Raw genomic sequence first — 23,793 nt, 5'->3', positions numbered from 1 at the left:
CGTGAAGGCTGCGCCATCGACTAAGCTTAGATGAGCGGCATTCGATGGGGGCGAAAGGCCTTCAAAAACTCTTTTTTAAGAATTGTAAGAAAATTTTAAGCATGATAATTTAGCCTTAAAACCATCTGGAGAAAAGTCTTATGAAACTGGCCGTGTACAGCACAAAACAGTATGACAAGAAGTATCTGGAGAATGTTAACCAGGAATATGGCTTCGATCTTGAATTTTATGACTTCCTGCTAACAGAGAAAACCGCCAAAACGGCCCACGGCTGCGACGGCGTCTGCATCTTCGTTAATGACGACGGCAGCCGCCCGGTGCTGGAAGAGCTAAAAAAGCAGGGGGTGAAGTTTATCGCCCTGCGCTGCGCGGGCTTCAACAACGTGGATCTGGACGCGGCCAAAGAGCTGGATCTGCCGGTTGTACGCGTTCCGGCTTATTCCCCGGAGGCGGTGGCCGAACACGCCATCGGCATGATGATGTGCCTGAACCGTCGTATTCACCGTGCCTATCAGCGTACCCGCGACGCTAACTTCTCCCTTGAAGGGCTGACCGGTTTTACCATGTACGGCAAAACGGCGGGCGTCATTGGCACCGGGAAAATCGGCGTGGCGACGCTGCGCATTCTCAAAGGCTTCGGCATGCGCCTGCTGGCCTTCGACCCGTACCCAAGCGCGGCGGCGCTGGAGATTGGCGTGGAGTATGTCGACCTGCCGACGCTTTTCGCCCAGTCGGACGTTATCTCGCTGCACTGCCCCCTGACGCCGGAAAACTATCATCTGCTGAACCGCACCGCGTTCGACCAGATGAAGGACGGCGTGATGGTGATTAACACCAGCCGTGGCGGCCTGATTGACTCCCAGGCGGCGATAGAAGCGCTGAAAACCCAGAAGATTGGCGCGCTGGGCATGGACGTCTACGAGAACGAGCGCGACCTGTTCTTTGAAGATAAGTCCAATGACGTGATCCAGGATGACGTCTTCCGCCGCCTCTCCGCCTGCCACAACGTGCTGTTCACCGGGCATCAGGCCTTCCTGACCGCCGAGGCGTTAACCAGCATCTCCGAGACCACGCTGGAGAACCTGCGTCAGCTTGAGAACGGTGAGCCCTGCGTTAACCAGGTAAACTGATTCGGTCCACCGTACAGCGCCGGATGACGCTTCGCTTATCCGGCCTACGGCAGTAAGCCGCAGGGTGTCATCCACCGAATATTTTTAAGATTATCCTTACTGCAACCCGGCCCGCTTTTTGCCACAGTGGCGCCAACTCATTGACGAAATCAATACCTTAGGGAGAAGAAATGAAAAAATTAGCTTCACTGATGCTGGCTACCATGGTGCTGGCGGGCTGTGCGCAGCCCGGTGACAAAGGAACGGTCACCGCCCAGGATTTACAGCATCACCGCTACGTGCTGCAAAGCGTAGACGGCAAACCGCTGACCGGCATTAAACGCGTGCCGGAGCTGAGCTTCGGTGAAAATATGCATGTTTATGGCGCGATGTGTAACCGCTTTATGGGGCAGGCAACGCTGAAAGATAACACCCTGTCGGCGAAAGGCCTGGGTATGACCATGATGATGTGCGTGGAGCCGCAGCTCAACGAGCTGGATCATATGATTAACGACATGCTGACCAGCGGCGCGAAGGTAGATTTAGCGAAACAGCAGCTGACGCTGAAAACCAGCCAGCACACCTTAGTGTATAAGCTGGCCGATCTGGTCAACTAAGACTAGTAAGACCCGCAGGTTCCGGCGGCAAGCGCGTTCTCGCTACAGCGTTTGCCGTTGGGCATGGCGCACATGCCCACAGACGAGCCGTCCAGCTGACGAGCCACGCTTAACGTCCCGCCAATCATTGCGCAATTCGCCTCACTCTGACCTGACATCGCCGCTCTCATTCCCGGTGGAACGTGGGCAGCCGTTGCCTGTTGCGGTGGTTCACTACTACATGCCGTTAACAGCGATGTGGATAACACCAGTGCGGCACAGCCGGCTAAAAACGCAGCGCGCATTCCTCTTCTCCCCCTGAACGTTGCAAAACCTATGAATCATAAGCGCCAGCCCTGCCGGGGTCGAGGGCGACACGCAACAAAAAGTGTCTAAATTTGTATTGCCGGTCACCTTTTAGGATAAAACTCCAGATAATTCCTGGTCGGGATTATTCATTCCGCCAATAACCATCACACAAAAGCGAAAATCGCGCTTCCCGCCCTTTGCTAGACTTAAAGCATTATTCTTCGGCTCGCCGAGGTTATGCGGGTCTTTTATCTTTGCGCAATGAGAGCAACCATATGATCACTATCGACGGCAATGGTGCGGTCGCCTCCGTGGCGTTTCGTGCCAGTGAGGTTATTGCCATTTACCCGATCACTCCTAGTTCGACAATGGCCGAGCTGGCGGATGCCTGGTCCGGGGATGACCGTAAAAACGTCTGGGGTGATACTCCCCGCGTGGTAGAGATGCAGTCCGAGGCCGGGGCTATCGCTACCGTGCACGGCGCGCTACAAACTGGCGCCCTCTCCACTTCCTTTACGTCATCGCAGGGTTTACTGCTGATGATCCCCACGCTGTACAAGCTGGCCGGGCAGCTAACGCCGTTTGTACTGCACGTAGCCGCCCGTACGGTGGCAACCCACGCGCTGTCTATTTTTGGCGACCATTCGGATGTGATGGCCATTCGCCAGACCGGTTGCGCCATGCTTTGCGCCAGCAGCGTCCAGGAAGCACAGGACTTCGCGCTGATTTCGCACATTGCGACGCTGAAAAGCCGCGTGCCGTTTATTCACTTCTTCGACGGCTTCCGCACCTCCCACGAAATCAACAAGATTGCTCCGCTGGCGGACAGCACCATTCTGGATCTTCTGCCGCAAAAGGAGATTGACGAACACCGTGCCCGGGCGCTGAACCCGGATCATCCAGTTATTCGCGGTACCTCTGCGAACCCGGACACCTATTTCCAGTCCCGCGAGGCGACGAACCCGTGGTACAACGCGGTTTACGAACATGTAGAGCAGGCGATGGACAGCTTCGCCGCCGCAACCGGGCGCCAGTATCGTCCATTTGAATACTACGGCCACCCGCAGGCCGAACGCGTGATTATCCTGATGGGTTCCGCAATCGGCACCTGCGAAGAAGTGGTTGATGAGCTTTTACAGCACGGCGAAAAAGTTGGCGTCCTTAAAGTTCGCCTGTTCCGTCCTTTCTCTGCGGACCATCTGCTGGAAGTACTGCCGCAAAGCGCCCGTCACGTTGCGGTGCTCGACAGAACTAAAGAGCCCGGCGCGCTGGCGGAGCCGCTGTATCTGGACGTGATGACCTCGCTTGCCGAAGCCTTCAACCGTGGCGACCGCGAAACGCTGCCGCGCGTGATTGGCGGGCGCTATGGTCTCTCCTCCAAAGAGTTTGGCCCGGACTGCGTGCTGGCGGTGTTTAACGAGCTGAAAGAGGCGAAGCCCCGCCCTCGCTTTACCGTCGGCATTTACGACGACGTGACCAACCTATCCCTGCCGCTGCCGGAAAACACCCTGCCGTCCCGCTCGAAGCTGGAAGCGCTGTTTTACGGTCTGGGCAGCGACGGCAGCGTCTCGGCAACCAAAAACAACATTAAAATCATCGGTAACTCGACGCCGTTCTTTACCCAGGGCTATTTCGTTTATGACTCGAAGAAGGCTGGCGGCCTGACGGTTTCCCACCTGCGCGTCAGCGAGCAGCCGATCAACGCCACCTATCTGATCGACCGGGCTGACTTTGTCGGCTGCCACCAGCTGCAGTTTATCGACAAGTACCAGATGGCGGAGCGCCTGAAGCCCGGCGGGATCTTCCTGCTCAATACGCCTTACGGCGCGGATGAGGTCTGGCACCGGCTGCCTCAGGAAGTGCAGGCGGTATTAAACCAGAAGAAGGCGCGCTTCTTTGTTGTTAACGCAGCGAAAATCGCCCGTGAATGCCAGCTTGGCGCGCGTATCAACACCGTCATGCAGATGGCGTTCTTCCATCTGACTAACATCCTGCCGGGGGACAGCGCGCTGGCCGAGTTACAGGGCGCGATTGCCAAAAGCTACAGCAGCAAAGGCCAGGAGCTGGTCGAGCGTAACTGGCAGGCGCTGGCGCTGGCCCGCGAATCCCTGGCGGAGGTTCAGCTCCAGGACGTGAACGAAAGCAGCCCGATGCGCCCGCCGGTGGTATCCGATGCGGCACCGGATTTCGTCAAAACTGTTACCGCAGCCATGCTGGCAGGTCTGGGCGACGCCCTGCCCGTTTCCGCCCTGCCGCCGGACGGCACCTGGCCGATGGGCACCACCCAGTGGGAAAAACGCAATATTGCCGAAGAGATCCCTATCTGGAAGCCGGACATCTGCACCCAGTGTAACCACTGCGTTGCGGCATGCCCGCACTCGGCAATCCGCGCGAAGGTGGTTCAGCCGGACGTCATGGAGCACGCACCTGCCGCCCTGCAATCGCTGGACGTGAAGTCCCGCGACATGAAAGGCCAGAAATACGTGCTTCAGGTCGCGCCAGAGGACTGCACCGGCTGTAACCTGTGCGTGGAAGTCTGCCCGGCGAAAGATCGCCAGAACCCGGAAATCAAGGCCATCAACATGATGTCGCGCCTTGAGCACGTTGAAGAAGAGAAAGAGAACTACGATTTCTTCCTCAGCATGCCGGAGATGGAGCGCACCAGCCTGGAGCGTATCGACATCCGTACTTCGCAGCTGCTCCAGCCGCTGTTCGAGTATTCCGGTGCCTGCTCCGGCTGCGGCGAGACGCCTTACATCAAGCTGCTCACCCAGCTTTACGGCGACCGCATGCTGATTGCCAACGCCACCGGCTGCTCATCGATTTATGGCGGCAACCTGCCCTCCACGCCGTACACCACCGACGCCAACGGGCGCGGCCCGGCCTGGGCGAACTCGCTGTTTGAGGACAACGCCGAATTTGGGCTCGGCTTCCGCCTGACTGTCGATCAGCACCGCGCCCGCGTGATGCGCCTGCTGGAAAAATTCGCCGACCGGCTGCCAGCGGAGCTCAACGAGCAGCTTCACGCTGAGGCTACCCCGGAAGTTCGCCGCGAGCAGGTTGTCGCTCTGCGCCAGCATCTGGCTAACGTGGATGACGCGGATGCCCGTCAGCTGCTCACCGACGCCGACGCGCTGGTAGAGAAATCTATCTGGCTGATTGGCGGCGACGGCTGGGCGTATGACATCGGCTTCGGCGGCCTTGATCACGTCCTGAGCCTGACTGAAAACGTCAACATTCTGGTGCTGGATACCCAGTGTTACTCCAACACCGGCGGCCAGGCGTCGAAAGCCACGCCGCTCGGCGCGGTCACCAAGTTTGGCGAGCACGGCAAGCGCAAAGCACGTAAAGATCTCGGCGTCAGCATGATGATGTACGGGCATGTTTATGTGGCGCAAATCTCGCTTGGCGCACAGCTGAACCAGACGGTGAAGGCGATTCAGGAAGCGGAGGCCTATCCTGGCCCGTCGCTGATTATTGCCTACAGCCCGTGCGAGGAGCACGGTTACGATCTGGCCCTGAGCCACGATCAGATGCGCCAGCTCACCGCGACCGGCTTCTGGCCGCTCTACCGCTTCGACCCGCGCCGCGCGGACGAAGGCAAGCTGCCGCTGGCGCTGGATTCCCGTCCGCCGTCGGACGCGCTGGCCGATACGCTGATGAAAGAGCAGCGCTTCCGCCGCCTGAACGCCCAGCAGCCGGACGTTGCCGAGCAGCTGTGGAAGGATGCGGCAGAGGATTTGCAAAAGAGGTATGACTTCCTGGCCCGGATGGCAGGTAAAGCCGAAAAAGCCGGTAGCGAGTAATGCCCATTGCGGGGGGAACCGCCTGTGACGCAGGCCGATTTCCCCCGCAGTATTTCCTTTCCGTTACGCCCGTGGCGGCGTTCCTTCCGCGTTTGAGACTATCGCATCAATCTGAATAAGCGCATCCTGAAGTAAGGCGGATACACCAACGACTCTGCGAGCCGGAACGACGTTTACGAAGTATTTTTTATAAACCTCATCTACGGCATCCAGATCCGTTATATTCTTGAGGAAGATATTAATTTTCACGACATCATCCATCGTATGGTTAACGCTTTCAATAATTGTCTTTATATTCTTCAGGCACTGTTCGGCCTGCTCTTTTATGCCGCCAGCAACAATCTTGCCGCTTGCCGGGTGTAAAGGTAGCTGCGCCAAAATATTATTGTAATGAGAGAAAGCGACCGTTTGCGTGGATAACGGGCAGAGTGGCGCATCGTTAGTATTATGCGCCTCAATAATAAGCCCGTGCCGATCTTCAATCGCCTGTGGCGGCGTCCCGTCGCCGTGGGAGACAACAGCCTCAATTTGTACCAAAGCATCCATCGGCAACGCTGAAGCGGCCACTACCGTTCTCGCCGGGAAATAACCGACCGCTCTGGCAATTGCGGAGTCCGGGAAGAAGGTTTTATACACTGCGTTTACCGCTTCGATATCCGAAATGTTTTTAATAAAGACGGTCGTTTTAACGATATCATCGAATGGCACGTTTATACTTTCTAAAATCGCTTTAATATTTTTTAAACACTGCGCGGCCTGCTCTTTTATCCCCCCTGCTACTAACCTGCCTGATGTCGGATCGATGGGCAGCTGCGCGGTAAGGTTGTTGTAGTGAGAGAAAGAGACAGTCTGCGCTGACAACGGGCAAAGCGGCGCAGTGCCGGTATTATTAGTCAGCTTGATGAGATCGCCAGCCTGCGGGGCGTTGGGAATAGTACCTTCGCCGTTGGTAATTAGCGCTTCAATTTGCAGCAGAGCATTCATCGGTAAGGCGGCAACGGCAACTATTGTTCTGGCCGGAACATAAGCCGGGAAGTAAGTTTTATAAACTTCATTGATAACTTCGATATCTTTTATATTTCGAATAAAGACCGTTAATCTGACAACATCATTTAAGGAATGATTAATACTTTCCAGAATGGATTTGATATTCTTAAAACACTGCCCAGCCTGTTCTTTAACCCCACCTTCTATCAACTTTCCCGTGGCTGGCACTATGGGTAGCTGTGCTGAAAGGTTATTATAATGGGAAAAAGCGACGCTATCCGACTGTAAGCCATTTTTATTCGGGTCATTAATTGTATTTCTTGCCAGGACTGCATTATAGCCACTCATAATAAACATCCTTTTCCAGATTGAAATGATGGATGATTTTTAATCCTCCCGGCAAGGGTTGTCAACCCGTTAAAAAAGAGGGCTCATGCCAGATTAATATCATAGCGAGAAAAAGAGAGATTATTATTCACGGAGCAAGGCGGGATGAGCAGCGTCAAATTGAAGCAGGACAGGCAAACTGCGAAACTTATCAAAACGAGACTATTCATTCATTTTGATTAAATCCCCCATTATTTTGGGAGTTTCCGGGCAAAATATTTTTCTGTGCCAGCCGCACTTTGTGACGAACATACAGTTTATTGGCAGTACGGCATCCTCCAGATGCTGATTGGTGAACTGCCGGATGACATCCTGCCAGGTATTCTTTGTCGACAGGACGTCATCCGGCACTCTCTTTATTTCAACAAACGAACCTTAACGGATTTACCCTTAATCTTGCCCTGCTGCAGCTGCTTCCAGGCGTGGCGGGCAACTGACTGACGCACGGCAACGTAAACGTGGACAGGATGCACGTCTATCTTGCCGATATCCGCCCCTGCCAGCCCCATATCCCCCGTCAGCGCGCCGAGAATATCGCCGGGGCGCATTTTCGCTTTCTTGCCGCCGTCGATGCACAGCGTCGCCATTTCGGCTTCAAGCGGCTTAATGGTGATGCCGGTGGGTGCCTGCTGCCAGTTCAGGGACAAATGCAGCATGTCCGCCAGCACGCTTGCGCGCTGGGCTTCTTCCGGCGCACAGAAGCTGATGGCAAGACCGCTCTGCCCCGCACGCGCGGTACGGCCAATGCGGTGGACGTGCACTTCAGGATCCCAGGACAGTTCATAGTTAATGACCATTTCCAGGGCTTTAATATCCAGCCCGCGCGCGGCAACGTCCGTCGCCACCAGCACGCGGCTGCTGCCGTTGGCAAAGCGCACCAGCGTCTGGTCGCGGTCACGCTGTTCCATATCGCCGTGCAGCGCCAGTACGCTCTGGTTACTTTCGCTCAGCGCGTCGCAGACGGCCTGGCAATCTTTTTTGGTATTGCAGAAAACGACGCAGGAAGCGGGCTGATGCTTGCTGAGCAGCTTTTGCAGCAGGCCAATTTTACCGCCGCGGGAGACTTCGAAGAACTGTTGTTCAACGGAGGGCAGCTCATCGACTGAATCGATTTCGATGGTCAGTGGCTCACGCTGAACGCGGGAGCTGATTGCAGCGATGGCGGTTGGCCAGGTGGCGGAAAACAGCAGCGTCTGGCGCTTTTCCGGCGCGTGGCTGATAACTTCATCAATAGCGTCCGCGAAGCCCATATCCAGCATGCGGTCCGCTTCGTCCAGTACCAATGTTTGCAGCGCATCCAGCCTGACGGTCTCTTTCTTCAGATGGTCCAGCAGGCGGCCTGGCGTGGCCACAATAACGTGCGGGGCATGGGTCAGCGAGTCGCGCTGGACGCCAAACGGCTGGCCGCCGCACAGCGTCAGAATTTTAATATTCGGCATGTAACGAGCCAGACGGCGCAGCTCTTTGGCAACCTGATCCGCCAGCTCGCGCGTTGGGCACAGCACCAGCGACTGGGTGATGAACTGGCTGGCATCAATGTGCTGCAGCAGACCGAGGCCGAAGGCGGCGGTTTTGCCGCTGCCGGTCTTCGCCTGCGCACGGACATCTTTCCCTGCGAGGATAGCGGGCAGCGCGGCCGCCTGAACGGGCGTCATGGACAGATAGCCCAGCTCATTAAGGTTGGCGATTTGTTCCGCAGGCAGGACGTTTAGGGTAGAAAAAGATGTCACAGTATTACTCTCACTAGATGGGCTGGCACGCAGCGGCTGGCGCGTAGTCTAGCAGAATCGGGTGATGGGGTCATTTCTCTGCATCAGATCACGTTTTATCCCCTCGTGAAATGTAACCAAACTATTTGGGAGTGAAATCACATTTAATAATCCGGGCGGTTAAAAATAAGCCACAATAAAACTCGCCTCAGCATTCATTGCCCCTCTGATAAACAATCTATCAGCCGATAAAATAAAGAAATATTGTCTTAAACAAACGCCAGGGAAGGTAAATATACATGCACTGATGATTATAACTCATTCATTCATAAAGATAATGAAGGTTTCAGTCGTGATAAATTGACATGGTATAGCTATTTTTCTTACAACTGCTGCGTAAAGGGATTTGAACTATCTGAGTACGATTAGTTCACGAGCTATCTCGTGTGCTTATAAAGCAAACAGTTAATAAAAATTATACTCAGAGGGTGTTCTGTATGTTTAGAAAAACATTGGCATTTCTTATCCCTGCCTTACTGGCAGCGGGTTCCGTTCATGCAGCTGAAGTTTATAATAAAGACGGTAATAAGCTGGACCTTTATGGGAAAGTTGATGGCCTGCATTATTTCTCTGATGATGCCGGTAAAGATGGCGACCAGACCTACGTGCGTGTTGGCTTCAAGGGTGAAACCCAGATCAACGATATGCTGACCGGCTACGGCCAGTGGGAATATAACGTTCAGGCGAACAACACCGAAAATAACGGTGATAACTCCTGGACCCGTCTGGCGTTTGCCGGCCTGAAATTCGGCGACTACGGCTCATTCGACTACGGCCGTAACTACGGCGTGCTGTACGACGTGGAAGGCTGGACCGATATGCTGCCAGAGTTCGGCGGCGACTCTTACTCCCAGGCCGATAACTTCATGACCAACCGTGCGAACGGCGTGGCAACCTATCGTAATACCGATTTCTTCGGTCTGGTCGACGGCCTGAGCATCGCCGCTCAGTACCAGGGCGCTAACGAAAGCAAGAGCAACGATCAGGAAGGTACGAACAACCGTAACAGCGATAACGACGTTCGCAATGAAAACGGCGACGGCTGGGGCCTGTCATCTACTTACGATCTGGGCATGGGCTTCAGCGCCGGTGCGGCTTACGCGTCGTCCGATCGTTCAAACGATCAGCAGAAGTATCAATACTCTAACGCAGGTGGCGACAAGGCTGACGCATGGACTGCCGGCCTGAAATACGATGCCAACAACATCTATCTGGCCACCATGTATTCCGAAACCCGTAATATGACGCCTTACGGCGACAGCAACGGCGTAGCGAATAAAACCCAAAACTTCGAAGTGACCGCACAGTACCAGTTCGACTTCGGCCTGCGTCCGGCAGTTTCTTTCCTGATGTCTAAAGGTAAGGATCTGAATGTGACCACTAGCAGCCTTAAAAAACTCCACGCTGACTCAGGCGACAAAGACCTGGTTAAATACGCAGACGTTGGCGCAACCTATTACTTCAACAAGAACATGTCTACCTACGTTGATTATAAAATCAACCTGCTGGACGAAGACGACCACTTCTACAAAGACAACGGCATCTCTACCGACGATATCGTTGCTTTAGGCCTGGTTTACCAGTTCTAATGACGCAATAGCTAATAAGGCCTGCAAGCGCAGGCCTTATTATTTTTAATCCTCAGATGCCACGCATAACAATGTCTACCGCTTCGTGGCTGATAATACTGCCCACCCCATCGCCAATCGTTTTACCCTGCCGCTGAAGTTCACTGACTATATTGTCGCGGTTAATCTCCAGCCCCTCCGCAATGAGACTCACTACCGCAGCCCCTATAGCACAACCAATTAACTGTACCCGCTCTTCATCCTGGCTCATTAACCCGCTCTCTTATGATGTCCCATAAAAAAACTAGCACAACCTGGCGGGGCCGCCATTGCGTCTCTTCACGGTATTTGATTCAGCAGGGGTGTAAGGGCTGTAGAAGAGGGGAAAAATCCGGGAGCCTGTCGACATCGATCAGGCCCCGTAAACACACAGCAGTACCAGAAGTCTTCCTGTCTTTTCCGTGACAGGTTTACTATGTATAAACATCCTCCATGAACAATGCACGGATATATTCTTATTGATTTTTAAGGAACTTAATCCAAATCATTGCATTACAGTCACGGTTAAGTGCGAATTTATGCAGGCTTAATTGCTGCGGAATCTGGAGAGTGGTTGCTGGGACGTTCAGCGTCGGTAACAGAGGATTGGATCTAAAAAGTTGGACCGCCACCGGAGCCTCGAACCCCGTACTACAACATCCTGGTTGTCGCTCTTCCCGATGAGCTAGTGGCGGATAATGACCCTTCCTGAGGCCGTTTTCCCCAACGCGCGATTAAAAATTGTGCGTTCGGGCTTTGCTGACTGGAAAGTCAGGCGGTGGATAATACACAAGTCAAATTAACCATACAAATTATGCGTTAATCAAAAATGTAAGCACTTATACCAGCAAACATTTATTTATAAATCACTCTCCCGATGATTAATCTCCCGCAATTAATTATGATCGCCGCGTTACTCTACAGGTGACAGTTTCTTATTAGGGCCACTAAGCCCAGGCGCCAATGTCCGTTGGCGCTCTTTTTATTATGGTGAGATGCTGGTTTCAGGATATGGATTTCCGCACATAATCAGCATGTAAGAGGTCAGTGTCTCGCCGCCCCTTCCCCCTGTTATCTACTTCTCTGATAAACACAACCCGGCATAAAACGTGTGGCTTCCCTTGTTCAGTACCGGACAGATGCAGACGGGGTGCAAATCATGCTGGCATTCGGCTCGCCAATCCGTACCATACACGCCAGCATTGCGCGTTACGCGTATTGGTTTATAGCCCGAGAACTCCATGACCAGTCAAAAAGAGCAGTACAACCTCAATAAACTTCAGAAACGTCTTCGCCGTAACGTGGGTGAAGCGATCGCGGATTACAACATGATTGAAGAAGGCGACCGCATCATGGTCTGCCTTTCCGGCGGTAAAGACAGCTACACGATGCTGGAAATCCTGCGCAATCTGCAGCAGAGCGCACCGATTAACTTCAGCCTGATCGCGGTTAACCTTGACCAGAAACAGCCTGGCTTCCCGGAGCATATCCTGCCCGCCTACCTTGAGAGCATCGGGGTTGAGTACAAGATTGTCGAAGAGAATACCTACGGCATCGTAAAAGAGAAGATCCCGGAAGGGAAAACAACCTGCTCGCTGTGTTCACGCCTGCGCCGCGGCATTCTGTATCGCACGGCAACCGAACTTGGCGCGACAAAAATCGCGCTCGGCCACCACCGTGACGATATCCTGCAGACGCTGTTCCTGAACATGTTCTACGGCGGCAAAATGAAAGGCATGCCGCCGAAGCTGATGAGCGACGACGGTAAGCACATTGTTATTCGTCCGCTGGCCTACTGCCGTGAAAAAGATATCGAACGTTTTGCCGTTGCGCGCGAATACCCAATCATTCCTTGCAACCTGTGCGGCTCGCAGCCGAACCTGCAGCGTCAGGTAATTGGCGATATGCTGCGCGACTGGGATAAGCGCTATCCAGGCCGCATTGAAACTATGTTCAGCGCCATGCAGAACGTTGTGCCTTCACATCTGTGCGATACCGACCTGTTCGACTTTAAAGGCCTGCAGCACGGCGCTGAAGTCGTGGACGGGGGCGACCTGGCCTTTGACCGTGAAGAACTCCCGATGCAGCCTGCTGGCTGGCAGCCGGAAGAGGACGACAGCGACGCCCCGCTGCAGCGTCTGGAAGTGCTGGAAATCAAATAAGCCTTTCATCCCTCTCCGTTCTGGAGAGGGAAAGCTTCACATATGCGGTGGCGGGTCGATTATCGGTTTCGGATCGGGATCTATCGGCGGATCGGGTATTGGCTGCGGTTTCGGAATGGGATCGGGGATCGGTACCGGGTCGGATGGAACCGGGTCACTCATCAACATGCCGCGATGTTCGTTCATCTTTGCCTCCTGTTGTGTCTCCCTTTAAGCATAGACAACGCCATTCAGGATGGGGCAGCAGACAAAAAAAAGCCGACTATCAAAGCCGGCGTCGTACGAATCAATTGTGCTATGCAGTAATTCAAAAAAAAGGAAGTAAGACAATATGGAGCGCAACGCCCATCGCTTGACGTTGCATTCACCTGCAAGAGAGATTTTGCACCTCCCCGCCCGGTGATTTATTGACTTTGCTCAATTTAGACGGCATTTCCTGCCCTGCCTTGCGCAAATAATCTGAAATTTTACAACCATTTACTGCGATGTAACCACCAGGCAACACCCCCTATCACGACCACCAACATTATGCAGAACAGGCTGAAGCCAAAGTGCCAGCTGCCGCCGGGGATGCCGCCAAGGTTGACGCCGAACAGGCCGGTCAGGAAGGTGCTGGGTAAAAAGACCATCGCCATCAGCGACATGGTATAGGTACGGCGGCCCATGGCCTCCTGCATCACCGTCGAGATTTCGTCGGTCATTATGGCCGTGCGGGCAATACAGGAGTCGATTTCATCGAGCCCGCGCCCAAGCCGGTCAGAGATGTCCTGCATGCGGCGGCGATGGTCGTCGGTCATCCACGGCAGACGCTCGCTGGACAGGCGCGCATAGACGTCACGCTGCGGTGCCATATAGCGACGCATAACAATCAGCTGTTTGCGCAGCAGCGCAAGGAAACCGCGCGGCGGGATCTGCTGATCGAGCAGGTTATCTTCAAGGTCGATGATTTTGTCGTGCAGCTGTTCGATAAATTCGCTCGCGTGGTCGGTCAGGGCATCGCAGACGTCCACCAGCCAGCTGCCGCAGTCCGTAGGCCCGGTGCCTTCGTTGAGATCGTTTACCACGTCGTCCAGCGCCAGCACCTGCCTCTGCCGGGTAGAAACGATAAGCCGCTCGTCCATGTACAGGCGCATAGCCACCAGCTGGTCCGGACGCTCATCGGTGCTGCCGTTGATGCAGCGCAGGGTGATGAGCGTTCCCTCACCCACCCGCGATACCCGCGGGCGCAAACTTTCACCGGACAGCGCATCGCGCACGTAGTTAGGCAAAAGCGGGGTTTTTTCCAGCCATTCGGCGCTGTCGCGATTGGTGTAGTTCAGGTGCAGCCAGCAAGGATGCTCGCTGTCGATGATAGTATCATTTTCGACAGGTCTGACGCCGCCACAGCCGTCCAGCTGCCAGGCAAAGACCGCGTCCGGCACCTGAAGCTCGGCTCCATTAATTACATCCACTGCTTTCTCTCCAGCCAAAAGACTCTGCTGCCAGTCTAGCCATCTTCGTTAGTTATTCAACAGCCATGATGGCAATCGCGCTGAATTAACAGGGAAAGTGAGGGTATCTGGATCGGGGAGTTAACGCAGCTGGCTGTCTTTTGAACCCCGGCGGTTGTAGCCGGAGAAGGTGGCTTTTCTGGCGTCTTCTTCCTGCTGGCATTTCACGCACAGCCTGACGCCGGGAATCGCCTTACGCCTGGCCTGCGGGATGGGGTCCCCGCACTCTTCGCAATATTCCAGGCTTTCACCTGTTGGTAATTCGCTGCGCGCGCGGGCGATAGCGTCGTCTATCGTGCTGTCGATTTGTTCCTGCACTGCATCATCATTTGCCCACCCGGATGCCATTTGTCACCTCCGAACGTTTGTCTACTCGCCTGTGTCAATAATAGCACCTGCGGGCGGGCCGGGATTTTGTCAGTGCGCCAGAAGATACATGGTACGGCTGTAGGCCACGTCTTCCGGGTTGTTGATCGGATAACCCTTAAGCCACGGTTTAATCAGACGCCCGTTGGTGTACTGATAAATCGGCGCAATCGGCGCCTGCTCCTGGATGATCCTTTCAGCCTGGTTGTAATCTTTATTACGCGCCTCATCGGTAACTTCCTGGCTGGCCTGAGTCAGGAGCTTGTCGTACGCCGGTGAGTTAAAACGTGAAATATTGCCGCTGTGGGTGGAGGTAAGAAGAGACAGGAACGTCGACGGCTCGTTGTAATCCCCTACCCACGACGCGCGAATCACGTCGAAATTGCCGGTATTGCGGCTGTCGATGTAGGTTTTCCACTCCTGGTTTTGCAGCTTGACGGCCACGCCGAGATTTTTCTTCCACATAGACGCCACCGCGATGGCAATTTTCTGATGGTTCTCGGAAGTGTTATACAGCAGGGTTAGCTGCAGCGGCTTGTTCGGGCCGTAGCCTGCGGCCTGAAGCAGAGTCTTCGCCTGCGCGTTTGCTTCCTGCTGGCTCATTTGCTCAAAGGGAGATTGTTCCGGCTTAAAGCCTGCCGTGACGTCCGGAGTGAAGCGCCAGGCTGGCTTCTCGCCGGTGCCCAGCACCTTGTCCGCCATGATGCGCCGGTCGATTGTCATGCTCAGCGCCAGCCGCACACGCTGATCCGCCGTCGGGCCTTTCCGGGTGTTAAACGCATAGTAATAGGTGCCGAGCTGCGGCGGGGTATAAACCTGACCGGGGATATCTTTCAGCAGCTTCTGGTACATCACTTTCGGGAAGGACTCGGTGATGTCGATGTCCCCGGCCAGGTAGCGCTTAGTGGCCGCCGTTTCCTGGTTGATGGGCACGAAGGTCACCTTCGTCAGCACGGTTTTGGCGTTATCCCAGTAGTGGGTATTTGGCACCACGACCAGTTTTTCATTCACCACGCGCTGGCTGAGCGTATACGCACCGTTACCTACCAGGTTACCCGGTTTCGTCCAGTCCTGACCAAATTTTTCCACCACTGCTTTCGGCACAGGGAAGAGCGAGAAGTTAGCCGTCAGATTAGGCAGGTAAGGCACCGGCTTATCGAGCTGAACGCGTAAAGTTCTGGCATCAACTGCGGTTACGCCCAGCTTATCTACCGGCATTTTGCCGTCGATGATCGCCTGTGCGTTAGTCATGCCCGCGAGGGCTGCGAACCACGCAAACGGGGAGGTATTTTTAGGGTCGACCAGACGCTGCCAGCTATAGACGAAATCCTGGGCGGTCACCGGGCTGCCGTCAGACCAGCGGGCATCGTCACGCAGGGTAAAGGTCCAGGTGCGGTTATCGTTGCTTTGCCATTTAGTGGCAACGCCCGGTACCAGCTCCCCTTTTTCATTCTGATTAACCAGGCCTTCAAACAGATCGCGGATAACCTGAATTTCGGGCAGCCCAACGGCTTTCATCGGATCAAGAGAGGCGGGTTCATCTTTAATATGGCGAACCAGCTCCTGCTTCGGCGCAAGTTTAGCCCCGGCAGGCACATCGGCAGCCCAGGCGGTAGAGAACGTGCACGCTACGGCCAGCGCACAGCAGGTAATGCGAAAAGTTGTTTTCATCCGTTACCCTTCAGAGATAGTAAGGTGGCTTACGTGGCGCAATTGCTTGTTTTGCCAATAAGAAAAGCAAACTACATGCTTTTATGCAACCGTGCATCGTGATTTAGCCCCGGCAGACAACGTTTTTAATAAAAATACTCAGGCTTCAAATTCTGAAAAATGGTTTTTGACCCCGAAATAGCACTTTCTGACGGATCGTGCGCAAGAAATCCCTCATATCATTGCCTGTTAATTATCAATATTGATTACAAGGACTTTAGATGTTACGCACCTCTCTTTTGCTGGCGTTACTTGCCGGCTGTCTCAACGCGGCCTGGGCTGCAGAACCTGCGCCAGCAATGCTTGGTAATCTCAAGGCCACAGAGCATCAGCTTTGCGGGAAAAGTATCGAAATCCAGTCTGCTGCTATGAAGGGTAAAAATGCCGGGCGTACGATTATCGCGCTGAAAAACAATAAATCCGGCGAGCTAGATCTCTTTGCCTCAACCACCGAAAACGCCGCCAACAAACAGTACGATAAATATTTGCCGGTGAAGTTCGACAGCCTGTCCCGGACCTTTATTGAAGACTCAACTGGCCGACCGGATATCGTCTGGGGCGGCGCGATAAACAATCTTAAAGGTATGGAGTACAGCCTGGCGCTGGGGAGTCATGTCTATGCCTGTGATGGCCTGCAGCCGTTCAAAGGCGAAGTCGCCAACGATCTTTATGGGGAAGAGGCGAAATAATCTCCGCTTCCGCCTGGCAGCCGCTTGTTTTAGATGAGATTGTGATTAAACACTGCTATTACTGATGAATCATTATCTCCCGATATTAAGGACAGCTATGCCAGGTCACCGCCCTCGCCCGCAACGGGGTCATCTGCCTAAGGGTAGCGAACGCTACGGTAAATCCGTGTTCGGCGCCCCCCTGCTCTGGTTTCCGGCCAGCCCTTCTGAAACCCGCAGCGGGCTGATTATTGCCGGTACGCACGGTGATGAAAATGCCGCGATGGTCACCCTTTCCTGCGCGCTACGCACGCTGGAATCCAGGTATCGCCGCCATCATGTGGTGCTCGCCGTCAACCCGGATGGCTGTCAGCTTGGCCTGCGCGCCAATGCCAACGGCGTCGATCTCAACCGCAATTTCCCTTCGGCCAACTGGAAGCCAGGGGAAACGGTATACCGCTGGAACAGCAGCGCGGAGGAGCGAGACGTGGTGTTGTCCACCGGGGCGAAACCAGGCTCAGAGCCAGAGACTGCCGCCCTTTGCCAGCTAATCCACTCGCTCACACCCGCATGGGTTGTTTCATTTCACGACCCGCTGGGCTGCATTGAAGATCCCCACGGCTCGCCGTTGGGGAGCTGGCTGGCGGACGCCTTCGAGTTGCCGCTGGTAACCAGCGTGGGCTACGAAACGCCAGGCTCATTCGGCAGCTGGTGTGCCGATCTGAACCTGCCGTGCATTACCGCAGAGTTCCCGCCTGTTTCAGCGGATGAGGCCAGCGAGCGCTATCTGGATGCCATGATGGGCCTGCTGCACTGGCAGCGCTAAGCGTTTTACGGGAAGAGTTTTCCTGTTTCAAAATGCAGCGCGGGCTCGACGTCCACCGCAAGCCAGGTCGGCCCGTCCAGATCGGCAAAGCGCACCTTCGCCGCCAGCGGTAACGCAGCGGCGATGGCGCGGGAGGTACAGAGCATGCATCCCAGCATCACGTCAAAACCCTGCTCGCGCGCGGCCTGCGTTAATGCCAGCGCCTCGGTCAGCCCCCCGGTTTTATCCAGCTTGACGTTGACCATCTCATAGCGCCCTTTCAGCGCCGCCAGGCTTTCGCGGGTGTGGCAGCTTTCGTCAGCGCAGATCGGTAACGGATGAATAAAGTTCGCCAGCGTGCCGTCTTTACCGGCAGGCAACGGCTGTTCCAGCATCGCCACGTTCAGATCGGCCAGCAGCTGGCAGCGCGCGGCTAACCCTTCGCTTTTCCACGCTTCGTTGGCGTCCACAATCAAAACGGCTTCCGGCACAGCCGCACGAATAGCAACCATACGTTCGGTAATCAGCCTGTCGTCGAGTTTGATTTTCAACAGCCGCGCCCCTTTCTGCCACAGCAGCGCCGCAGCGGCTGCCATCTGTTCAGGCGGGGCAATGCCTACCGTCTGCGCGGTGGTCACCAGTTCCGGTAGCACCACTTCAGCCAGGTGAGAAACGGTTGTTTTTTTACTTCGTGCCTCCAGATCCCACAAAGCGCTATCCACGGCGTTACGTGCAGCCCCGGCAGGCAGGGCCGTCTGCAACTCTTCACGAGTCATGCCCAGTTCAAGCTGCGGAAGTATGGTGGTGATTTGCGCCAGTACTGAAGCGTCACTTTCACCGTAGCGCGGGTACGGCGTGCATTCGCCCACGCCCTTAACGTCATCGTCCTCTATCTCTACCACGACAACGACGGCTTCGCTGCGGGTACCGCGCGAGATGACAAACGGCGTATGCAGCGGCCATGCTTCCTGATAAACCTTAACTTTTCTCATCATTACCCTTGTTAACGGCGTTTTGCTCAGTATAGGAGTGAACACTTTTGCGTGCAGTATCAGTTTTTTATATTCATCCGATGAATCCTGGAATACACTGCTTGCGGCGTTAATTATATGTAAACAGGAAGATTAAACATGTCACAACTCGTTCATTTCCAGGGCAACCCGGTTGCGGTTGCAGGTCAGATCCCTCAGGCTGGCAGCAAAGCAGCATCTTTTTCTCTGGTCGCTAAGGACCTTACCGATGTTGCGCTGAGCCAGTTCGCGGGCAAACGTAAAGTGCTGAACATTTTCCCAAGCATCGATACCGGCGTTTGTGCGGCATCCGTGCGTAAATTCAACCAGCTGGCGACAGAGCTGGAGAACACCGTTGTGCTGTGCGTCTCCGCCGACCTGCCGTTCGCCCAGTCCCGCTTCTGCGGCGCAGAAGGCCTGAGCAACGTCATCACCCTGTCCACCCTGCGCAACCCTGAGTTCCAGCAGGATTACGGCGTGGCTATCGCTGAAGGCGCGCTGAAAGGCCTGACCGCACGTGCGGTAGTGGTAATTAATGAAAATGATGAAGTGGTGTTCAGCGAATTAGTGAATGAAATCACTAACGAACCTGACTACGCTGCTGCGCTGGAAGCCCTGAAGGCTTAAGGTGTGAATGCCCCCCTGTCTGGGGGGCATTATGTGATTTACTCTTCGGTTTTACGCTGGCCCAGGCCATATTCACGCAGCTTGTTGGCAATCGCCGTGTGCGACACGCCGAGCCGTTTAGCCAGTTTACGGGTGCTTGGATAGGTCCGGTAAAGCTGGGTCAGAACCGAACGTTCGAAACGACGCGAAATATCATCCAGCGTCCCTTCCATCGCTTCTTCCCCCACCGCCAGGCTCGCCGTATCGAAATCAGGCAGCAGGATGTCCTGCGGACGTAATTCGTATCCTTCAAGCTGCGTCAGCGCGCGGTAGACGGCATTCTTCAGCTGGCGAACGTTGCCCGGCCAGCCGTAACGCGTCAGCACGTTGCTGAGATCGTTAGCGAGCTTAGGACGCGGCACGCCCTGCTCGTCGGCGAAGCGCGCAACAAACAGCTCCGTCAGCGGCATGATGTCCTGCGGACGGTCGCGCAGAGGCGGCAGGTTCAGCGTCAGTACGTTAAGGCGATAATAAAGATCTTCGCGGAATTCGCCTTTCTGCACCATCTCAACCAGATTCTTTTGCGTCGCACAAATCACGCGCACGTCTACGTGTACCTCATGCTCTTCGCCCACCCGGCGGAAGGTGCCGTCGTTGAGGAAGCGCAGCAGCTTGGTTTGCATGCGCGGCGACATTTCGCCGATTTCATCCAGCAGGACAGAACCGCCGTTAGCCTGCTCAAAGAAGCCTTTTTTACCTTCCACGGCGTTGGCATAGGCGCCGGGCGCATGGCCAAACAGCTCGCTTTCGACGACGTCATCCGGCATTGAACCGCAGTTCAGCGCCAGGTAAGGCTTCTGCGCGCGCGGGCTGCCAAGATGGCAGGCGTGGGCCAGTAAATCTTTGCCCGTTCCGGTATCGCCAACGATCAGCAGCGGCGCGTTGAGCAGCGCGAGCTTGTGCGCCTGCTCCACAACGTGGCGCATCTTCGGGCTGACGGCAACAATCTGGCTGAAGGCGCTGATATCCGCCTGGGAGATGTTCTGCAGCTGGCGGCCCATACGTACCGTGGAGCGCAGCATGACCACCGCACCAACCAGCATGGATTTGCCATCCTCGCCGTCCAGATGCACCGGGGTGATCTCCATCAGGAAATTTTGCCCGTTAATCACCACGTGTTCGGTATGCGAGTCCGCAGGCGCGCCTTCCAGCCAGCGCATAAAGTTAAAGCCGTTGATCAGGTTTGCCGCATTGTGGTTGCGCAGTTTCTCTTCGCCCTGCCCGAACAGCACGCAGCTTGCCGGGTTCGCCAGTTCGACCTTGCTTCGCATGTCCAGCGACAATACGGGTTCCGGAAGCGCTTCCAGCAGCGCGCTTAACGCGCGGTGCTCGCGTTCGGACGGCATCCACGGCACCGTGCGCACGTCTTTAACGCCGGGAATGCGGCGAATCTCACCCATCAGGCTGCTGAATGAGTCGAACTCAAGGGTGGAAAAATTGAGGTAAATGATCCCCACCGGGTCAATTTCAATGCCCCGTAAATCAATGCCACGCAGGACTAACAGATCGAGTAATTCGCGGGTAAGACCAAGGCGGTCTTCACAAAAAACTTCCAGACGCATGGAGGTGACCTTTTATCGCAGTAAACAGAATCATCAGATGCAGTGATAATACTCCAGATGCCGGCCGGTCAGAAGAGATGTGTGAAGAAAAGTTGACAGATATACACGAATGATGACGCTGACGCTTACCCACCCACGAAATTTTGCCGCAGGTCGGATAAGCGCAGCATCAAGCGACGTCAGACAGGTGGATTGGCAGGCTTTTTGGACATCGTCTCTTTCAGCTGCACGAGCAGCTGGCGGCGGAAGTCGCCGAGGCGCGGCTTATCCTCGCCTATCCACGGCAGCGGGCGGCAAAGCTCCATCGCCTTGATGCCAAGCCGTGCGGTCAGCAGGCCCGCGCCAATGCCCTGCGCAGCTCGGGTGGAGAGACGCGCGGCGATATCCTGCCCAACCCAGTCCATCCCTACTTCCCGCACCAGCTCGCTGGCACCGGCAAAAGCGATGTTCAGCAGCACCAGGCGGAACAGGCGGATACGGCTGTAATAACCGAGCTCAATGCCGTACAGCGCCGCGATGCGGTTAATCAGACGCAGGTTACGCCAGGCGATAAACGCCATATCCACCAGCGCCAGCGGGCTGACGGCAATCATCAGCGTGGACTCGGCTGCGGAGCGGCTGATTTCACGACGCGCCTGGTTATCCAGCACCGGCTGCACCAGCTGGGCGTAAAGCGCGACGACTTCACGATCGTTATGGGTTTCATGAATCGAGGCGTACCAGCGCTGTAGCGCGGGGTGCCCCTGGTCCAGCCCGGCCTGGCGTGCCAGCTTTTCGCAGAAGGCGCGCCCTTTTCCCGTGCCGTGGCTGCTCATCAGATCGCGAGCCTCGTCCCGCTCTTCCGCCCGCTGGCGCAGACGCCACAGACGACGCCACTCGGTGGCCACAGAACCCACGCCTGCGGCGATGATCAACCCACCCGCGACGCCGCCACCCAGCGCGATCCAGTCCTGGGTGACAAAGGCGTTATGCGTCCACTGCACGCCCTGCGCCACCACGCTGATGCCAAACAGCCCCAGCCCTGCCATCACCATGCGCCGCCAGATGCTGCGTTTCGGGCGCAGCGCGGCTTCGACAACGGCCTCGGCCTGGCTCTCCTCTTCCACTTCGTCGAGGGTTGCCAGCGCGGGTGTAAACTTCTCGGCCTCCGGCTCGCTAAAGGCGTGGGCGCTTTTGTATACGGGATCTTTTTCCACTTCCAGCGGCTGTGCGAAATCGATACGCGGCTTTAATGGTTCGCTCATCGCAATTTATCTCCAATCAGAAACTCCAGCGCCGCGTCGAGGCGAATGTGCGGCAGAGGCCGGTCGACATCCATAACCTGCGGGCGAAACTGTTCAAACTTAAAGCCCTGTTTATCCCAGAAGGCGCTGCCGGGCAGACGTGAAGGCACTTCGCCGGGATAGACCGTAAGCGGCGAGCCATCGTCCAGACGATGACCGCGCAGCGCAGGGATTTGCTCTCCCTGAACGTCCACCAGCCCGCTCTGCGTGGCCTGTACCGAGGCAATGCCCATGCATTCCCGATCGATACCCTCGAACGCAGCATTTTGCCAGGCGTCCTGCACCAGCTGCTGCAACAGCGAAACCATGTTGGCGTGCTGGTCAATCGTTACGTGGTCGGCCTTCGTCGCTGCGAAGAGAAGTTTATCGATGACCGGCGAGAACAGCCTGCGGAACAGCGTTCGCTGCCCGTACTGAAAACTTTGCATCAGCTGCGTCAGCGCCAGGCGCATATCGTTAAACGCCTGCGGGCCGCTGTTCAGCGGTTGCAGACAGTCCACCAGCACGATCTGGCGGTCAAAGCGCAGGAAGTAATTTTTATAGAAGCCTTTAACCACCTTTTCGCAGTAATACTCGAAGCGGGAACGCAGCATGCCGAGGTTGGTAGATTTGTCGGCCTGAGCGAGCTTAGATTCGCCGAAGCCGTCAACGTCCGGCCACGGGAAAAACTGCAGCGCTGGCGCACCGGCCATATCGCCCGGCAGCACAAAGCGGCCCGGCTGGATGAAGTGCAGGCCTTCGCGCTTGCAGCGCAGCAGATAGTCCGTCCAGGCCTGGGAAATTTCGCCCAGCCGGTTTTCATCGGCGGGCGCCAGCGGATCCAGACCTTCGCAAAGCCTGCGCCATTCGGCAGACCACTCGGCGCGGTCGCCCTGCAGCAGGCCGGTCATCTGCCGCGACCAGCTCAGGTAGTCCTGTGCCAGCATCGGCAAATCCAGCAGCCATTCGCCCGGATAGTCGACGATTTCCAGATACAGCGTTGAGGTGTCTTTAAAGTGGCGCAGCAGAGAATCGTTAGAGCGATAGCGGAGCGCAAGGCGCATTTCGCTTACGCCACGGGTTGGCGTGGGCCAGCTCGGCGGGGTGCCGTACAGCTGCGCCAAGCCTTCATCATAGGTAAAACGCTGTATGCCCAGGTCGCGCTGCGGCACGCGTTTCACGCCCAGCAGGCGCTCTTCCCGCGCGGCGGCAAGCATTGGCAAGCGTGCGCCGTTGTTGACGCTGAGCAGCTGGTTAACCATTGCCGTGATAAACGCGGTCTTACCGCTACGGCTAAGCCCGGTAACCGCAAGGCGCAGATGCCGGTCAACGCCACGGTTCACTAGCGCATTGAGTTCATTCTTGATTCTGTTCATATGCGTCCTGGTTGCGTTTTTCTGAAACAGTGATGAGTGAAGTTATGGGGGTAATGGCCGGAAAATCAAAGGCGTTTGTTCAATTTTACACGCTATTTACCAGACAGCATCGTTAATAGACAGTCCGTTTGTGGTTAAGTAATATG

20 protein-coding genes are annotated in these 23,793 nt (G+C 55.6%); 8 read left to right on the top strand and 12 right to left on the bottom strand.

Annotation, left to right across the window (positions count from 1 at the left end):
- The first annotated feature begins 140 nt into the window (after positions 1–140).
- The gene (locus AAE045_RS05490; RefSeq protein ID WP_455546824.1) at positions 141–1,130 is read left to right on the top strand and encodes a 2-hydroxyacid dehydrogenase; all 990 of its coding nucleotides are present in this window, start codon (positions 141–143) and stop codon (positions 1,128–1,130) included.
- 170 nt (positions 1,131–1,300) lie between these two features.
- A complete protein-coding gene (gene hslJ, locus AAE045_RS05485) occupies positions 1,301–1,726 on the top strand; it encodes a heat shock protein HslJ (protein WP_455546823.1) in 426 nt (141 codons plus the stop codon).
- 2 nt (positions 1,727–1,728) lie between these two features.
- Here the strand turns inward: hslJ and AAE045_RS05480 are convergent, their stop codons facing one another.
- Positions 1,729–2,010: a putative hemolysin gene (locus tag AAE045_RS05480; RefSeq protein ID WP_455424514.1), complete on the bottom strand. Its 282-nt coding sequence runs from the start codon at positions 2,008–2,010 to the stop codon at positions 1,729–1,731.
- A gap of 279 nt (positions 2,011–2,289) precedes the next feature.
- Between AAE045_RS05480 and nifJ the strand changes: the two genes are divergently transcribed.
- Positions 2,290–5,820 carry a pyruvate:ferredoxin (flavodoxin) oxidoreductase gene (gene nifJ / locus AAE045_RS05475; RefSeq protein ID WP_455546822.1) on the top strand — a complete coding sequence of 1,177 codons (3,531 nt, stop codon included), beginning with the start codon at positions 2,290–2,292 and terminating at the stop codon, positions 5,818–5,820.
- Positions 5,821–5,883: 63 nt separating this feature from the next.
- Here the strand turns inward: nifJ and AAE045_RS05470 are convergent, their stop codons facing one another.
- Positions 5,884–7,155, bottom strand: coding sequence for a Rid family hydrolase (locus tag AAE045_RS05470; protein WP_455546821.1), 1,272 nt, complete (start codon positions 7,153–7,155; stop codon positions 5,884–5,886).
- A gap of 395 nt (positions 7,156–7,550) precedes the next feature.
- Positions 7,551–8,924, bottom strand: a complete 1,374-nt coding sequence (gene dbpA, locus AAE045_RS05465) for an ATP-dependent RNA helicase DbpA (protein WP_455546820.1) — start codon at positions 8,922–8,924, stop codon at positions 7,551–7,553.
- A 476-nt stretch (positions 8,925–9,400) separates the two neighbouring features.
- Here dbpA and ompC point away from each other — a divergent pair, with 476 nt between their 5' ends.
- Complete coding sequence (gene ompC, locus AAE045_RS05460) at positions 9,401–10,552, top strand: porin OmpC (RefSeq protein ID WP_455546819.1); 1,152 nt, start codon at positions 9,401–9,403, stop codon at positions 10,550–10,552.
- A 52-nt stretch (positions 10,553–10,604) separates the two neighbouring features.
- On the opposite strand, the gene AAE045_RS05455 is transcribed toward ompC, so the two are convergent.
- Positions 10,605–10,745 carry a hypothetical protein gene (locus AAE045_RS05455; protein WP_455546818.1) on the bottom strand — a complete coding sequence of 47 codons (141 nt, stop codon included), beginning with the start codon at positions 10,743–10,745 and terminating at the stop codon, positions 10,605–10,607.
- 1,066 nt (positions 10,746–11,811) lie between these two features.
- On the opposite strand from AAE045_RS05455, the gene ttcA reads away from it, so the two are divergent.
- A complete protein-coding gene (gene ttcA / locus AAE045_RS05450) occupies positions 11,812–12,732 on the top strand; it encodes a tRNA 2-thiocytidine(32) synthetase TtcA (RefSeq protein WP_455546817.1) in 921 nt (306 codons plus the stop codon).
- A 36-nt stretch (positions 12,733–12,768) separates the two neighbouring features.
- Here the strand turns inward: ttcA and AAE045_RS05445 are convergent, their stop codons facing one another.
- The 4 genes from AAE045_RS05445 to AAE045_RS05430 all read right to left on the bottom strand — a co-directional run bounded on the left by AAE045_RS05445 (position 12,769) and on the right by AAE045_RS05430 (position 16,259).
- The gene (locus AAE045_RS05445) at positions 12,769–12,918 is read right to left on the bottom strand and encodes a hypothetical protein (RefSeq protein WP_271128851.1); all 150 of its coding nucleotides are present in this window, start codon (positions 12,916–12,918) and stop codon (positions 12,769–12,771) included.
- A 281-nt stretch (positions 12,919–13,199) separates the two neighbouring features.
- Positions 13,200–14,183, bottom strand: a complete 984-nt coding sequence (gene zntB, locus AAE045_RS05440; protein WP_455546816.1) for a zinc transporter ZntB — start codon at positions 14,181–14,183, stop codon at positions 13,200–13,202.
- Between the two features lie 120 nt (positions 14,184–14,303).
- Positions 14,304–14,570, bottom strand: coding sequence for a DksA/TraR family C4-type zinc finger protein (locus AAE045_RS05435; protein WP_455546815.1), 267 nt, complete (start codon positions 14,568–14,570; stop codon positions 14,304–14,306).
- A gap of 69 nt (positions 14,571–14,639) precedes the next feature.
- Positions 14,640–16,259 (bottom strand): peptide ABC transporter substrate-binding protein, encoded by a 1,620-nt coding sequence (locus AAE045_RS05430; RefSeq protein ID WP_455546814.1) that lies wholly within the window; start codon positions 16,257–16,259, stop codon positions 14,640–14,642.
- 260 nt (positions 16,260–16,519) lie between these two features.
- On the opposite strand from AAE045_RS05430, the gene AAE045_RS05425 reads away from it, so the two are divergent.
- Together AAE045_RS05425 and mpaA are read left to right on the top strand one after the other, a co-directional pair.
- Positions 16,520–16,987: a hypothetical protein gene (locus tag AAE045_RS05425; RefSeq protein ID WP_455546813.1), complete on the top strand. Its 468-nt coding sequence runs from the start codon at positions 16,520–16,522 to the stop codon at positions 16,985–16,987.
- A 97-nt stretch (positions 16,988–17,084) separates the two neighbouring features.
- Entirely contained in the window at positions 17,085–17,792 is a 708-nt protein-coding gene (gene mpaA, locus AAE045_RS05420) for a murein tripeptide amidase MpaA (protein ID WP_455546812.1), read from the top strand.
- 5 nt (positions 17,793–17,797) lie between these two features.
- Here the strand turns inward: mpaA and ycjG are convergent, their stop codons facing one another.
- Complete coding sequence (gene ycjG / locus AAE045_RS05415) at positions 17,798–18,763, bottom strand: L-Ala-D/L-Glu epimerase (RefSeq protein ID WP_455546811.1); 966 nt, start codon at positions 18,761–18,763, stop codon at positions 17,798–17,800.
- Positions 18,764–18,901: 138 nt separating this feature from the next.
- Between ycjG and tpx the strand changes: the two genes are divergently transcribed.
- Positions 18,902–19,408 (top strand): thiol peroxidase, encoded by a 507-nt coding sequence (tpx, locus tag AAE045_RS05410; protein WP_455546810.1) that lies wholly within the window; start codon positions 18,902–18,904, stop codon positions 19,406–19,408.
- Positions 19,409–19,446: 38 nt separating this feature from the next.
- Here tpx and tyrR read toward each other — a convergent pair whose 3' ends face one another.
- The 3 genes from tyrR to AAE045_RS05395 all read right to left on the bottom strand — a co-directional run bounded on the left by tyrR (position 19,447) and on the right by AAE045_RS05395 (position 23,647).
- Positions 19,447–21,009: a transcriptional regulator TyrR gene (tyrR, locus tag AAE045_RS05405; protein ID WP_455546809.1), complete on the bottom strand. Its 1,563-nt coding sequence runs from the start codon at positions 21,007–21,009 to the stop codon at positions 19,447–19,449.
- Between the two features lie 179 nt (positions 21,010–21,188).
- Complete coding sequence (locus AAE045_RS05400) at positions 21,189–22,253, bottom strand: TIGR01620 family protein (RefSeq protein WP_455546808.1); 1,065 nt, start codon at positions 22,251–22,253, stop codon at positions 21,189–21,191.
- Positions 22,250–23,647 (bottom strand): YcjX family protein, encoded by a 1,398-nt coding sequence (locus AAE045_RS05395; protein ID WP_455546807.1) that lies wholly within the window; start codon positions 23,645–23,647, stop codon positions 22,250–22,252. Before AAE045_RS05395 ends, AAE045_RS05400 begins: the two co-directional genes overlap by 4 nt.
- Positions 23,648–23,793 lie beyond the last annotated feature (146 nt).

It is taken from the genome of Dryocola clanedunensis (assembly GCF_038405435.1).
GTDB lineage: Bacteria > Pseudomonadota > Gammaproteobacteria > Enterobacterales > Enterobacteriaceae > Dryocola > Dryocola clanedunensis_A.
This window is presented reverse-complemented; position numbering and strand designations above follow the sequence as displayed.

Coding starts and splice junctions, on each gene's coding strand:
- ttcA (WP_455546817.1), top strand. CDS start 11,812: ATGACCAGTCAAAAAGAGCAGTACAACCTCAATAAACTTCAGAAACGT.
- AAE045_RS05430 (WP_455546814.1), bottom strand. CDS start 16,259: ATGAAAACAACTTTTCGCATTACCTGCTGTGCGCTGGCCGTAGCGTGC.
- AAE045_RS05480 (WP_455424514.1), bottom strand. CDS start 2,010: ATGCGCGCTGCGTTTTTAGCCGGCTGTGCCGCACTGGTGTTATCCACA.
- ycjG (WP_455546811.1), bottom strand. CDS start 18,763: ATGAGAAAAGTTAAGGTTTATCAGGAAGCATGGCCGCTGCATACGCCG.
- AAE045_RS05395 (WP_455546807.1), bottom strand. CDS start 23,647: ATGAACAGAATCAAGAATGAACTCAATGCGCTAGTGAACCGTGGCGTT.
- AAE045_RS05425 (WP_455546813.1), top strand. CDS start 16,520: ATGTTACGCACCTCTCTTTTGCTGGCGTTACTTGCCGGCTGTCTCAAC.
- tyrR (WP_455546809.1), bottom strand. CDS start 21,009: ATGCGTCTGGAAGTTTTTTGTGAAGACCGCCTTGGTCTTACCCGCGAA.
- AAE045_RS05490 (WP_455546824.1), top strand. CDS start 141: ATGAAACTGGCCGTGTACAGCACAAAACAGTATGACAAGAAGTATCTG.
- AAE045_RS05445 (WP_271128851.1), bottom strand. CDS start 12,918: ATGAACGAACATCGCGGCATGTTGATGAGTGACCCGGTTCCATCCGAC.
- hslJ (WP_455546823.1), top strand. CDS start 1,301: ATGAAAAAATTAGCTTCACTGATGCTGGCTACCATGGTGCTGGCGGGC.
- AAE045_RS05400 (WP_455546808.1), bottom strand. CDS start 22,253: ATGAGCGAACCATTAAAGCCGCGTATCGATTTCGCACAGCCGCTGGAA.
- nifJ (WP_455546822.1), top strand. CDS start 2,290: ATGATCACTATCGACGGCAATGGTGCGGTCGCCTCCGTGGCGTTTCGT.
- tpx (WP_455546810.1), top strand. CDS start 18,902: ATGTCACAACTCGTTCATTTCCAGGGCAACCCGGTTGCGGTTGCAGGT.
- mpaA (WP_455546812.1), top strand. CDS start 17,085: ATGCCAGGTCACCGCCCTCGCCCGCAACGGGGTCATCTGCCTAAGGGT.
- AAE045_RS05470 (WP_455546821.1), bottom strand. CDS start 7,155: ATGAGTGGCTATAATGCAGTCCTGGCAAGAAATACAATTAATGACCCG.
- ompC (WP_455546819.1), top strand. CDS start 9,401: ATGTTTAGAAAAACATTGGCATTTCTTATCCCTGCCTTACTGGCAGCG.
- AAE045_RS05435 (WP_455546815.1), bottom strand. CDS start 14,570: ATGGCATCCGGGTGGGCAAATGATGATGCAGTGCAGGAACAAATCGAC.